Source organism: Saccharospirillum sp. (assembly GCF_039982735.1).
Taxonomy (GTDB): domain Bacteria; phylum Pseudomonadota; class Gammaproteobacteria; order Pseudomonadales; family Natronospirillaceae; genus Saccharospirillum.
Genome location: NZ_JBDWXV010000010.1, coordinates 1 through 12,934, shown reverse-complemented (window position 1 = coordinate 12,934; position 12,934 = coordinate 1). Strand labels below are relative to the sequence as shown.

At 54.6% G+C, this 12,934-nt stretch carries 13 protein-coding genes; 8 read left to right on the top strand and 5 right to left on the bottom strand.

Annotated features, from left to right (window positions below; all coding sequences use genetic code 11):
- Window positions 1-68 precede the first annotated feature (68 nt).
- A complete protein-coding gene (locus ABJT94_RS06970) occupies window positions 69-1,064 on the bottom strand; it encodes a putative sulfate exporter family transporter (RefSeq protein ID WP_348474511.1) in 996 nt (331 codons plus the stop codon).
- A gap of 90 nt (window positions 1,065-1,154) precedes the next feature.
- Here ABJT94_RS06970 and ABJT94_RS06965 point away from each other — a divergent pair, with 90 nt between their 5' ends.
- A complete protein-coding gene (locus tag ABJT94_RS06965; RefSeq protein ID WP_348474510.1) occupies window positions 1,155-2,033 on the top strand; it encodes a LysR family transcriptional regulator in 879 nt (292 codons plus the stop codon).
- Window positions 2,034-2,360: 327 nt separating this feature from the next.
- Here the strand turns inward: ABJT94_RS06965 and dctP are convergent, their stop codons facing one another.
- The 3 genes from dctP to ABJT94_RS06950 all read right to left on the bottom strand — a co-directional run bounded on the left by dctP (window position 2,361) and on the right by ABJT94_RS06950 (window position 5,403).
- Window positions 2,361-3,440 (bottom strand): TRAP transporter substrate-binding protein DctP, encoded by a 1,080-nt coding sequence (gene dctP / locus ABJT94_RS06960; protein ID WP_348474509.1) that lies wholly within the window; start codon window positions 3,438-3,440, stop codon window positions 2,361-2,363.
- 95 nt (window positions 3,441-3,535) lie between these two features.
- Window positions 3,536-4,834, bottom strand: a complete 1,299-nt coding sequence (locus ABJT94_RS06955; protein WP_348474508.1) for a TRAP transporter large permease — start codon at window positions 4,832-4,834, stop codon at window positions 3,536-3,538.
- Window positions 4,835-4,839: 5 nt separating this feature from the next.
- Window positions 4,840-5,403, bottom strand: coding sequence for a TRAP transporter small permease (locus tag ABJT94_RS06950; RefSeq protein ID WP_348474507.1), 564 nt, complete (start codon window positions 5,401-5,403; stop codon window positions 4,840-4,842).
- 261 nt (window positions 5,404-5,664) lie between these two features.
- On the opposite strand from ABJT94_RS06950, the gene ABJT94_RS06945 reads away from it, so the two are divergent.
- Complete coding sequence (locus tag ABJT94_RS06945) at window positions 5,665-6,645, top strand: TauD/TfdA family dioxygenase (RefSeq protein ID WP_348474506.1); 981 nt, start codon at window positions 5,665-5,667, stop codon at window positions 6,643-6,645.
- Window positions 6,646-7,123: 478 nt separating this feature from the next.
- Here ABJT94_RS06945 and ABJT94_RS06940 read toward each other — a convergent pair whose 3' ends face one another.
- Window positions 7,124-8,029, bottom strand: coding sequence for an aldo/keto reductase (locus tag ABJT94_RS06940; RefSeq protein ID WP_348474505.1), 906 nt, complete (start codon window positions 8,027-8,029; stop codon window positions 7,124-7,126).
- Window positions 8,030-8,160: 131 nt separating this feature from the next.
- Here ABJT94_RS06940 and ABJT94_RS06935 point away from each other — a divergent pair, with 131 nt between their 5' ends.
- From ABJT94_RS06935 to ABJT94_RS06910, 6 genes are all read left to right on the top strand, one after another.
- Window positions 8,161-8,913: a GntR family transcriptional regulator gene (locus tag ABJT94_RS06935; protein ID WP_348474504.1), complete on the top strand. Its 753-nt coding sequence runs from the start codon at window positions 8,161-8,163 to the stop codon at window positions 8,911-8,913.
- A 116-nt stretch (window positions 8,914-9,029) separates the two neighbouring features.
- A complete protein-coding gene (locus ABJT94_RS06930; protein ID WP_348474503.1) occupies window positions 9,030-10,151 on the top strand; it encodes a Gfo/Idh/MocA family oxidoreductase in 1,122 nt (373 codons plus the stop codon).
- A gap of 636 nt (window positions 10,152-10,787) precedes the next feature.
- Entirely contained in the window at window positions 10,788-11,669 is an 882-nt protein-coding gene (locus tag ABJT94_RS06925; protein WP_348474502.1) for a hypothetical protein, read from the top strand.
- Between the two features lie 85 nt (window positions 11,670-11,754).
- Entirely contained in the window at window positions 11,755-12,123 is a 369-nt protein-coding gene (locus ABJT94_RS06920; RefSeq protein WP_348474501.1) for a VOC family protein, read from the top strand.
- A 100-nt stretch (window positions 12,124-12,223) separates the two neighbouring features.
- Entirely contained in the window at window positions 12,224-12,598 is a 375-nt protein-coding gene (locus ABJT94_RS06915) for a hypothetical protein (RefSeq protein WP_348474500.1), read from the top strand.
- Between the two features lie 89 nt (window positions 12,599-12,687).
- A partial coding sequence (locus ABJT94_RS06910; protein WP_348483223.1) for a hypothetical protein occupies window positions 12,688-12,934 on the top strand: 247 nt, incomplete at its 3' end.

Genomic DNA, 12,934 nt, shown 5'->3' with positions numbered 1-12,934 from the left:
GTATACTCACAGACGCGCTGATTGGATGCCCGGCGTGACAGGAAGGCTCTATGAATATCAACAGGCCGTTAGAACACCGTGACCAAAACCGACGTCAACCCAAGCCCACCACCGAGCAACAGCACAAACAAAACCCCCGCATGAGCCACCGGGCGCCAACCGGCGGTCTTCAGGTCGCACCAGCGCGCCTTGATGCCGAGGGCGACCATAGCCAGTGCCAGGGCCAGTTGAGCCAGCCATTGCAATGCCGTGATAACAGCCGGCGGCAACCAACCCAGGCTGCCAATGCCAGCAGCGAGCATAAAACCGAAAACAAACCAGGGGATTGGCAGTGGGGCCCTGGTAGCGTCAGTCATTTCATGCTGACGCAAACGAATGAAAACCTGAGCCAGCACCAGAACAACCGGGGCAAGCATCATCACGCGCACCAGCTTGGTGACGACCGCAAATTCCATGGTCTCCGCACCCATGGATTGACCAGCGGCGACAGCCTGGGCGACTTCGTGCACGGTACTGCCGATGTAAATGCCAAACCAGGCCGGGTCGAGCCCGGAATAGGCAAACAGCAGCGGGTAGGTGAACATAGCCAGGGTACCGAAGATAACCACCAGCGCCACGGCGAGGGTCACATCCTGGTCTCGTCCTTTAATCACCGGGTTGGCGGCCATAATGGCAGCGGCACCACAGACGGCGCTGCCGACTGAAGCCAGGGAAGCAAGCTCGGGGCTCATTTTCAGGCACCGAATGCCAAACCAGATGCCGAAACTCAGTACCACCACAATCATGATTGCATCGGCCACCAGGGCAGGCCAGCCGACGGCAACGAGTTGGGTAAGACTCAGGTTGAAGCCAAACAGAATGATGCCCAGGCGCAGCAGCTTTTGTTGGGCAAACCCCAGCACGGCTTTGGTTTTGGCGGTCGGTTCGGTCGCCAGCGGTGAGTTGCCATAGAGCGCACCGATCAGCACGGCCAACGGCAGGGCGCTCAGGCCAATGCCCGCCAGCAAAGGCAGTTGAGACAGCAACAAGGCTGCGCCTGCCAAACCTACCAGTATCCACACCATCGCTTAACTCCCATTCAAGTGCGGTTACTGTAGTTCGGCGACTATGATAAGTATAATGGATATAACTTAACTTAAAGATCGGCCTAGCTTATGAATTTCACCTTACGCCAACTGGGCATATTTGAAGCAACGGCTCGCCTGGGGCGCCTCACCCTGGCAGCCGAAGAGCAGGCCATCAGCCAGTCTGCCGCCAGCCAGGCCGTAACGGAGCTGGAGCGACAGATGGGGCTGGCGCTGTTTGAAAGGCGCGGCCGGGAGTTAGTGCTTACGTCGGCTGGGCGCGACCGGTTACCGCAGGTGCGGCTGATACTCAGCGATTGCCAGCGGCTGGCTGAAGGGTCGGGCGATGACCTGGCTGGCCAGCTGCGCATTGCCGCCAGCACCACCATCGCCTGCTATGTGATTCCCGGGGTGCTGGCCCAGCTAACGGAGCAGTACCCGGGCATCCGCCCGGCCATCGATATCCAGAACACCCGGGGGGTGTTACAGCAGCTGGAAACCGGCCAGGCACAGATTGGCCTGATCGAAGGGCCGGCCGTGCATGATTATTTGCAGATTCGGCGCTGGCAGGAAGACCGCTTGGCGCTGTTTGTAACCCGGGGTCACCCACTGGCCGATGAAACACAGGTATCTGTCGAACAGCTGGAAACCCTGGACTGGATCGTCCGCGAACCCGGCTCCGGTACCCGGGAGGTGTTCGATACCGCCATGCAGGCAGCGGGCATTCAGCCGAAAATACGCTTAACCCTGAGTCGTCAGGAGGCCATTAAACAAGCCGTACTAAGCGGACTAGGGGCAGGGTGTTTGTCCCACCTGTCGCTTGATGGTGACGGGTCGGGTCGTTTTGTGCCGCTCAATACGGACCTGACATTGGTGCGGTCTTTCTCTTGGGTGTGTTCGCCCGAGGCGATTAAATCACCGCTGGTGCAGGCGTTTATGAAGGCATTGAACCCAATGCATCAGCCATAAAAAAACCGCCAGGCCCATAAGGCACTGGCGGCAAAGCAGCAATAATTCTTTTCGGGTTCACTCAGCTTTCGGAGTTAACGGCGAAATAAGCAACGGCTGGCTGGGGCACCCTGTGGGGTAGTCCGCAGCATGGACTAAAACGCCAGGAGCGTTTTAGCATGAGCGGAGCGAGCCCGGAGGGTGAATCCCACGGATGGGATTCATATCCTGCGGCCTAGGCCCGAGACGTCGGACCGCCATGGATGGATTCACGCCGACCCCACAGGGGTGCCCCAGGTGGCCGGTGCGGGCCAATACCCCTAGCTGGCCTAAACTCCGAATTTGGTGTTAGTTCAGGTCGCGCTCGTAGCTTTCGTTGATCATGGCATCCGCTTTCTCGGCTTCGCTGCGCAGCAGGTCCAGCCACATTTCGCCGTCTTCAATGTTCTCGACAAACCAGTCAAACGCCGGGGTGGCCGCTTGCAGGAATTGCTCTTTCTCTTCCGGGGTGGGTACATAGACTTCACCACCGGCTGCTGCGAAATCACGATACGCCTGAATCGACTTGCGCTTTGGTGACGTGAAGGTCGCTTGCTGCAGGGCATCGAAACCATCGACAACGACGCGACGCATGTCTTCGGGCATGTCCATGAACACGTCATTGTTCATGTACCACAGGGCCGCCATGTAAGCATGACCGTCGAGCGTCAGGTACTGCAGGCCGGCTTCCGGGAATTTCATCGACATAATGTCGGTGATGCCGTTCTTGGACCCTTCAACCACACCGGTTTGCAGTGAGGTGAACAGCTCTGGCCAGGGGATCGGCGTCGGGCTGGCGCCCAGGCCGCTGGTCAATGCCTGTGGCAGGTCGGCGACCACCGTCCGGATCTTCAAACCTTCCAGATCTTCCGGGGTACGCACGGTTCTCTGGGTGTTGGCAAAGTTGCGCCAGCCGCCAGTGTTACCAATGGTCATCAGACGAACCTGATCGTTGGAATCTTCCAGAATGGCATCGCGCATTTCACGGGTGAAGTCACCGCGCAGCACGGTTTCAGCCATGCGGTCGCTGCTCAGAATGTAGGGCAGATCCAGCACCTGAACGTAGGGGTACATGTTGGCCACACCACCGGAGGTGGAGATGTAGATGTCGACCGACCCGTCTTCCAGGGCTTGCATGCACTCGGTGCCGTTACCGCACAGCTGGGTGCCGAGGAAAATATCGACCTCAATGGCACCGTTGGATTGGGCTTCAACGAAGTCTTTGAACACGACCAGGCCATCGTAGTCTTCGTCGTTTTCATTGGCGTTGGAGACAGCGCGCAGGCGGTAGTCTTCCGCGCTGGCAATGCCCATGCCCAGGGTTAACAGGGTACCGGTCACGGCTCCAACGCATTTTGCGATGAGTTTTTGCTTGCGATTCAAACGCATGGCTCTTACCTCTTGTTGTCGTTGTAGTGTTATTTATTGTTGGTTGTTGTGCTTTCGGTCTTACTTTAAGTGTGCAACAGACGTTGCACCGTTCGTCATGCGGGCCATGGCATCAGGCCCAGCAGACGGGGAACGGTCAGAGAAATCTCCGGTACAAAGGTGATCAGGAAAATCACCGCAATTTCGGCAGCCAGGAACGGCAGGATAGCCTTGGCGATCGATTCCACCCGCTCACCGGAAACGCTTGAGGCCACAAACAGCACCAGCCCCATTGGCGGTGTCGCCAGCCCAACAGTGAGGTTTACGCTCATGATCATCGCAAAGTGCACCGGGTCGACCCCGATCGACGTGAAAATCGGCGCGAGAATTGGGCCGAGAATAATGATGGCCGGGCCGGCATCGAGAAACATACCGACGATGAACAACATGATGTTGATTAGAAACAGCAAGATGTAGGCGTTCTCGCTCAGCGTCAGCATCCACTCGGCCAACATCTGTGCAGATTGAGACAGGCTTACGACAGTCTTGAATGCCATGGCCGAGCCGACCAGCAGCAATACCACCGCTGAGCCCATAGCACTGCGCACAAAGACCTGTGGCAAATCGGTTAACTTGACTGACTTCAAGACCCACACACTGAGAACCAAAGCATAGGCAACGGCGACCGCCGAGGCCTCAGTGGGCGTGAAAATACCACCCAGAATGCCACCGAGAATAATAACCGGCGTCAGCAGGGGCAGAATCGCTTTCTTGGTCGCAACGGCACGCTCGGGCCAGGTGTATTTGTGACCAGAGGTAGGAAAGTCATAGCGCTTGGCCATCAACGCCGTAATGAGCATCAGCGAAGCACCCATCAACACACCCGGCACAATGCCGGCGGCGAACAGGGAGGCGACCGATACCTCCATGGTGTACGCATAAATAATCATAATGCCCGAGGGCGGAATGATCGGCCCGATGACGGATGAGGCCGCGGTAATGGCGGCCGCAAACTTACGTTTATAGCCGTTCTTTTCCATCGCCGGAATCATCATCGAACCGATGGCCGAGGTATCGGCTACGGCCGAGCCGGACAGGCCAGCAAACAACATGCTCGACATGATGTTCACATGGGCCAGTCCCCCACGAACATGGCCGATAAACGCCTGCGAAAAATCCACCAGCCGAAAAGTAATGCCACCCCGGTTCATCAGTTCACCGGCGAGCATGAAAAAGGGAATCGCCATCAGTGGAAAGGAGTCGATGCCGTTGTAGATGTTGCGAAACAGCAACGGCAAATCGCGGTCCATGCCTTCCCACAGCAGCATAAAACCGGGGGCAAACAGAGTGGCAAAAAACACCGGCATACCGATTAGCAGTACGATCAAAAACAGAGGTAAAAATAGAATCAACATACTGCTTACTCCATCGCCAGCTGGGCTCTGCCGTGTTTGGGTTTGATACCGAGCCGCTCGTTGAAATCACGAAACAGCAGCGCGCCGGTTTCTTTCAGCAGCAGTTCAATGTTGACCAGAATCATGGTGCCAAAACAGACAGGCATGGCCAGGTAGATCCAGGCGCGTGGCAGGTTGAAGCTGGCTGCACGGGTGCGAAAACCACGCTGAAAAAACTCCAGCCCCATGGTGAACAGGTAGTACAGAATGATCAGTGCGGCGACGTAGAGCACTATTTTCAGCAGCGCAGCGACAACGCGTGGCAGAAAATCGTGCAGCATTTCGATGGCAACGAATGAGCCTTCCCGGTAAGCCGCAGCAGCCACCAGCGCCATCATCCAGATCATGAAGGCACGGGCCACTTCTTCGGGCCAGGGCTGGGCGTTATTGAACACATAACGCATCACCACCTGAAACAGGATGGACGACACCATCAGGGTCACGCAGATCCACGCGAGGAACTTGCCAACCGAGGCAATAGCGGTGTTCAGGGTCATCAGGGCTTTCAACGGCAATACCAGGGCATTCATAGCGATGCACCATGGTGTGCCGGATGCCGGTTCATTGTTGTCATTGTTGAACCTCACTCATCAGGGCAGTGAAAACGTTAACAGCCCTTTTACTTGATGTAAATCAATAGTAGATGAATTTTTTCACGAATGGTGTTCGGGATAAATTCATTCACTATTGATTTACTTTTTAAATTCAGGTTGCTAGAGTGGTGTTATCACAGGCTCAGAGTGCGGTGCGTGCCGGTTTCAGGCAGCCCGACCGTCCATCCAGGAGGCAGCATGACAATAAAAATCGATCACATACCCGAACAAAAACAGGTAAATGGCCGGGATTTTCCGCTGGTGGTAACACCGCACAACGACGCCGTAGCCAGCGACGTCGGCGCCTTCGATGCCTGGGTCTCTGAACAGCAGGAAGCCCTGAAAGCCCAGTTGATCGAGCACGGTGCCATCCTGTTTCGCGGTTTCCCGGTCACCGATGCCGATGCCTTTGAACGCCACCTGGATCACACCTCCTTCAAGAACATGCCCTACGTCGGCGGTGCGGCTCCCCGCAACCAGGTCACCGCGTCGCGCATCGTAACGGCCAATGAATCACCGGCGTCTGAGACCATTCCTTTTCACCATGAAATGGCCCAGGTACCGAACCCGCCGGGCTACATCTTTTTCTACTGCGAAAAAGCCGCCGAAGAGGGGGGTGCAACGTCGATTCTGCACTCGGGCGAGATCTATCGAGCCTTTAGCGACATAAACCCGGAATTCGCCGATCGCCTGGAAAAAGAAGGCGTGCGCTACAACCGCGTCATGCCGGAAGTCACCGACAAAGGCTCGGCCATTGGCCGCTCCTGGAAAGACACCTTCCAGGTACAGACTCGCGAAGACGCCGAGCGCGTGATGACCGAAGCCGGCATGGACTGGGAATGGCTCGACAATGGCAACTTGCTGACGCGCACCCGCGTGCTGCCAGCCATTCAATTCGACAAGGAAACCCAACAAAAGGTATTCTTCAACGCCGTGCTGGCGGTCTATACCGGCTGGAACGACAGCCGCAACGTAGGCACCAAGGCGGTTACCACCGGTTCCGGCGAGTACATGGACCCCGAAGTCATGGATGCCACCGTTAAAGCCATGGATGAGTTGTGCGTCAACTTCAAATGGCAAGACGGCGACGTGCTCTGGATCAGCAACTACACCGTCCTCCACGCACGCCAGCCCTTTAAAGGCGAGCGCAGTATTCTGGCGTCTATTTCCTACAAATAAGCGTTGGTCGTTAGTAGCGGTGGTTGCTTATGCTTCCCGTGCGGTTGGCTTTGGTGCCAGTCGCGTCGGTCCCCGCCGTTGCTTCCCTTCTCCCGGTCTGAAGGGCCTCCATGCCCCATCATACCTACCGCGGGCGTCCTGCCTGCTGTTCAGTGAAGCAACGCCGGTGACCTTTAAAAAGGGGTTGCTTCGACCACAATTCCTAGCAGATCAATATAGGTATGACCTAATCCGTCTTCATGGGTGTTTCCTGACAAAGCAAGCGGCGGCTGCCGGGTGAGCCCCTGTGGGGTAGTCCGCAGCAGGGATGCTGCGGCCTAGGCTCCATGGACGGATCCACGCCGACCCCACAGGGGCTTGCCCGGTGGCCGGTGCGGACCATGGCCACCTTTCGGAGCTCATGCCAGATAAGGATAAGCAGCCCCCAATAAAAAAGGCGCGAGAAATCGCGCCTTTTTTCGTCCTTAAGAAGTAACCCTCAGGGCACTTCCTGCCCCGCAGCCGCCGTCCAGATTTCGAACCAGGTTTCGCGGTCGATGGTGATGTCCATGGCTTGGGCCAGGCCTTTGATGCGATCAATGTTGTTGGTGCCTACCACGGGCAGAATGCCAGCCGGGTGAGCCAGCAGCCAGGCGAACGCTGCGAGGTCGACGCGGCCCTGGGCTTTGGATTGGGCGACGTCTTCGAGCAATGGGCGTACGCGTTTAGCCGCGTCATCAGAACCGAAGATCTGGCCGCCGGCCAGGGGTGACCAGGCCATGGCCTGTATCTGGTCGAGTTGCATCGCGGCCAGGGTTCCGTCGGTGAAGGCGCTGCGTTCGAGCACGCTCATCTCTATCTGGTTGACGCACAGAGGGTGCTTCATGTTCGCCTGCAGCAAACGCCACTCGTGAACCCCAAAGTTGGAGACGCCGACGGCGCGGGTTTTTCCGCTGTCGATCAGCGCATCAAGGGCGGCACCGGTCTCGGCCGCGTTCATCAGGGGGTCTGGCCGGTGAATCAGCAGCAGGTCGAGGTGGTCGGTGTGCAGGTGGCTCAGGCTGTTCTCGACGCTGGCGTTAATGTACCCGGCGCTGGTGTCGTAGTGTTTGACGCGACGGTTCGGGAACTTGTCGGTGGCCAGGGCGATGTCGCACTTGCTGACCAACTCCATTTTATCGCGCAGCGCGGGGTCGGCCGCCAGAGCCGTGCCGAACAGGATCTCGCATTCGTAGTTGCCATAGATGTCGGCGTGGTCGAACGTGGTGATACCCTCGGCCAGGGCCGTATCGATTTTGGCACGAACATGGTCGACCGAGGTATCCTGATCATCGGCCAGGCGCCAGACGCCATAAACCAGCCGGCTCAGTTCGACGTCGGTGTTGGGAAGGTGAATGCGTTGCATGGTGTTCTCCACTGGGCGATCAGGCCCTTATTGTTGGCAATGAGTCAGAAATGTTGGCATTCGCACCCTAACAAGGTATGCTCAACATGTAAATGAATAGTGAATGAATTTCACTGATCAGGGTAACAACAATGACCACAACAACCCCGAAAATGTCAGGCAATGCATCGTCCGGTAAGAAGCAGACCAAACGCCTGCCATTGTATATTCAGATCAGCGAATTGCTGCACCGCGAAATCGCCGCCGGCCATTACCAGATTGGCGAACGCCTGCCGATTGAGGCCGATCTCGCCACCCAGTTAGGGGTGGCCATTGGAACCCTGCGCAAGGCGCTGTCCAAGCTGGAAGGCGACGGCATGCTTGAGCGTCGTCAGGGCTCGGGCACTTATGTTAAAGCCACACTCAACAACCGGGCCGTGTATCAACTATTCCGGCTCGAACTGCTGGAAGGTGGCGGCATGCCCAATGCCGATACGCTCAGCGTTACAGCGGCCGAGAATCCCTACGTGGCCGGTCAGCTCGGGTTAGAGAGTAACACACCGCTGTGGTGTATCCGCCGGTTGCGTTACCTGAACCAGACCCCGGCGGCGGCCGAGGAAATATGGCTCGATCAGCAGCATGACCCGGCGCTTAGTGCCGAGAAGCTACTGGAAAGTTTGTACAAACATTATCGCGATCACTTCGATTTCTGGATCACCCACATTGAAGACCGCATCAGTTGCACCGGCGCGCCAGACTGGGTGGCCGACCTACTCGGCAAAGCGCCCGATACCATGCTGGGCTTTGTTGAACGGCTGAGCTGGTCGAGCAACGATCGGGTTGAAGAGTTTTCCTATACCTGGTTCGACCCGGCCGTGGTTCGTTACATTTCCCGTTTGTCGTAAGGCGTTTGGTAGCAGGCCGTTCTGTTGAATGGTTTGTGTTGCCTGTGGGCGACGGTTGAACATCACTTGAATGCAGTTATTTGTCTCAGTAAACAGTCACAACAGTGGAGTACGCAATGGCACAGGTTCGATACGGCGTTTTAGGATGCGGCATGATGGGGCAGGAACACCTGCGTAATCTGGCGTTAATAGAAGGCGCTGAGGTTGTCGCAATTTTTGAACCCGACGCAGCCATGCGCGATGCCTGTGCTCAACTGGTGCCCGGTGCCAGCTTTGTCGACTCGGTCGAGGCCCTGTGTGCCCGGTCTGATCTCGATGCCCTGTTGGTTGCCAGCCCGAACCATTGCCACGCCGACCAGTTACTGACCCTACTGGCCCACACCCAACTGCCGATTCTGATCGAAAAGCCGCTGGTCACCCGCATCGACGATGTAGAGCCCGTCCGCGCGGCTGTAGCGGCGCACCCGGCCCCGGTTTGGGTGGCCATGGAATACCGCTACATGCCCCCGGTGACTCGCCTGCGCGAACACGTACAAGCGGGTGATGCCGGGCCCGTATCGATGCTCAGCATTCGCGAACATCGCTTTCCGTTCTTGCCGAAAGTGGGCGACTGGAACCGGTTCAATGCCAACACAGGCGGTACCCTAGTCGAAAAATGCTGCCACTTCTTCGATTTGATGCGGCTGCTGCTCGAAAGCGAAGCGACCTCAGTGATGGCCAGTGCCGGGCAAGATGTGAACCACCTCGATGAAGCCTACAACGGCCAAACGCCCGACATTCTCGACAACGCCTACGTGATCGTGAACTTCGCCAACGGCAAACGCGCCATGTTGGAACTGTGCATGTTCGCCGAAGGCTCGCGCTACCAGGAAGAGATCAGCGCCGTTGGGCCAACCGCCAAGGTCGAATGCCTGGTGCCCGGCCCGGGCCGCTTCTGGCCCGAGCACCTGGGCGAACCTCCCACACCCAAGGTGATTGTGAGCCCACGCGACCCCAAAGGCCCAATGGAATCCGACATCCCGGTCGACCCGGCGCTACTAGAAGCCGGCGACCACAACGGCTCTACTTTCTACCAGCATCTGGGCTTCTTCAAAGCCATCACCGAAGGCGCCCCGGTGGAAGTGACCGTAGAAGACGGACTGAAAGCCGTCGTGCTCGGCCTGGCCGCCCAGGCCTCTGCATTGGAAGGCAAAACCATGCGCATTACCAACAACGGCTTTGGTTTCGAACCTGCTTAAACCACAAGCCTGTCCAAACTCCCACAGGGGTGCGACTCGCGACCCACTAAACGCTCCCTCTCCCATCACATGGGAGAGGGCTGGGGAGAGGGTTCTTTTCAAGGGCCTGAACCCAACCAAACCAGAGCAAAGTGTGGAGAGAGGGCGCAAACGACACCCTCACCACATAACCACTTGCCAACTTCACCACAGAGTGCCATGGTGTCGATACAACCTATTTTGCCTTGGTGTGCCCTGTAACCGGCCGGGCGGTAGCGAATCTAATCGATTTTCACACTTAACGTTATTGTTCCATTCAGTCGCGAGCTAAGACCCGAGATTCCGTTAAACCGACGCTGGCCATTACAAGCTAAAACATGACTGTGTGTCCTTCATCACAACCAAAGACTGAATCGCGACGCATATTCCGGTGAAAAACCGGAATATGCGTCGCAGACGACGCTGATGCCTGGAATCATCGTCTGAAGCGACGGTTTTTCTGGTTTTGATATCACCTAGGTGTGGGAGCATAATGTCGCTCAATGCCCTGTATAGCTGGGCCTTAGCGAATGTACTGTATGGGTTGGCAGAAACTTCCGCCGGAATAAGGGGCGGAGTCGACGATGAATTAGCTGTTAATGCCACTTAGAGTGTGCCATGTCAAAGAAGCAAAAAGTGACTAAAGAAAAGCAAGGATTAGTGGTAGGTACTACTCCTGAAAGGTATCGTCTTGTTGATAACCGATTGATGAAGCCTGTCTGCCACCAATCATATGAAGGTGGAGCACTAAAAGGCAGTATGCTCATTCAGGATATTGATAAGGTATCCCTGAACAAAACGAGCAATATCACTTACTTTGTACCAAATAACATAGCTCTGCTGCTTTCTGTTAGTGATAAGTCACTGCAAGAAGCAAAGAAAATACACTCGAAGTATTTTTCCAATAAAGAAATAGAGCTCGACTTGGAAAAAATGACAGGGGATCGAAAGGAGATGATGAGCAATGCATCTTCTTTAGTTTGCGATTACCTTGAAAGTATCCAGACATCGATTGTATTCGGTTATACCGCATTAGAAGCATTCGTGAATTTGAGCATCCCTGATGATTACGAATACACCGCTGAAAAGAATAGTAAGGGTATATCTGAAGCCTATGACAAAAAAGCGATTGAGCGCTGGTTGCCACTTAGAACCAAAGTAAAGTCAATTCTTACAGGAATCTATAAAACTAAGAAAATTGACTCTCAGAAGTGGTGGGGGAATTTTCTAAATCTAGAATTTTATAGAAATGAGATTATTCATCAAAAGAGTATTTCTCATACGGAGTTCTATAAGGTCTATTTTAAGCAAAGTATCTTCAGCGTATGCAGGTCACCAGTTGAGCTAATTACCTTCTTCCATGATTCGCACGCGGAAGAGAATAAAACAAACCCATTATGGCCGTGGCTAGAGGGTTTAGAAACGCTGCCCATAAATAGAGAGTACGACTCAAGTAAATTTGAAATTATTGGTAATATGTATGAAGGCTTCAAGAAATAGCTTTAACATGCGCATGTTGTCGGACTTGTTTTCCGCTGCGCTCCAAACCATCCGCAAAGGCGGGCGTTAAGCATTCGGAGTGGTCATGGACGCTGAACTCAATACAATTATAATTTACGCGCGAAATATGGATAAAACCGCCGATTTTTATCGGAAATATTTTGGCTTTACAACTACAGGTGAAGTACTAGAAGGTTTGATCGAGCTTACTTCAGAAGGTCGCGGCCTCACTATACTGGTTCACCAAGCAGCCAAGAGTATCAAGCTTGGTCAAGCAGGGGTTAAACTCGTATTTAGCGTTCAGGATATTGAAGGGTTTAAACGCGAATGTGCTGAGCTGGGCTTGGTGTTTGGAGCCACACATCAGGCAAATGGTTATTCATTTTCTAATGCTAAAGACCCTGATAAAAATACCGTGTCAATTTCAAGTAGAGCGTATAGAAAAAATGCTTAACAAGCCGCTCAAATTTGTTCCGGCCACAAAAAGCGTGGCCTCCACCGGACTCGCTAACGCTCGCCGTTTAGCGGAGCGTTAGGTTGCTGAGTAACCCACGATGAATGAAGCAGAGCTAGCCGAAAAAATAGCCAAACAAGTCTTAAACGATACGCAATTTTGGATCGCAATTGTTGGTCTCATCGGCGTTGTGATTGGGTCGCTTATCACTATTGCCGGGAACGTACTACTACATTGGCTACAAACAAAAAAAGAATCCGCTCTAGACAATGCTCGGAAAGAATTGTTATTGAAATTGCTAAACAAAAAACAATGGAGATACTTATCCACCCTCAGCAGAGTTATAGGTGCTGACGAAGACACGACTCGTAGGCTTTTAATAGAGACTGGAGCAAGGGCATCAGAAAAGGAACGAACTGACGGAGAAGAGTCATGGGGTTTGATATCCAAAAATCCTCTAAAAGATATCGAGTAGCGCAACCTAACCAAGCGCTCCACCCGACCAAAAACCGCGATGCGGTTTTCGTCGGGTGAGCTTGGTCGTTATGCATGAAGGTCTAGCACGTGACTGATTTTGAGATCCGCCAAGATGAACATGGTATCGGTGAGGTTCTTATCCTAAAAGGAGATTGGGATCCGTCAGTCGCATCCTATATGCAGCACCACGGAATATGCGCTCTGCGCCTTAGCGATTACTATGGGTTTAAAGGCGAAGACCTCTCATTCCTTGGTTCGCTTGGGTTCCTGAAGAGTCTTGAGATCTACTGTTGGGATGCAAAGGGAGTTCAGGCTGTTGGCGATTTACCGCATC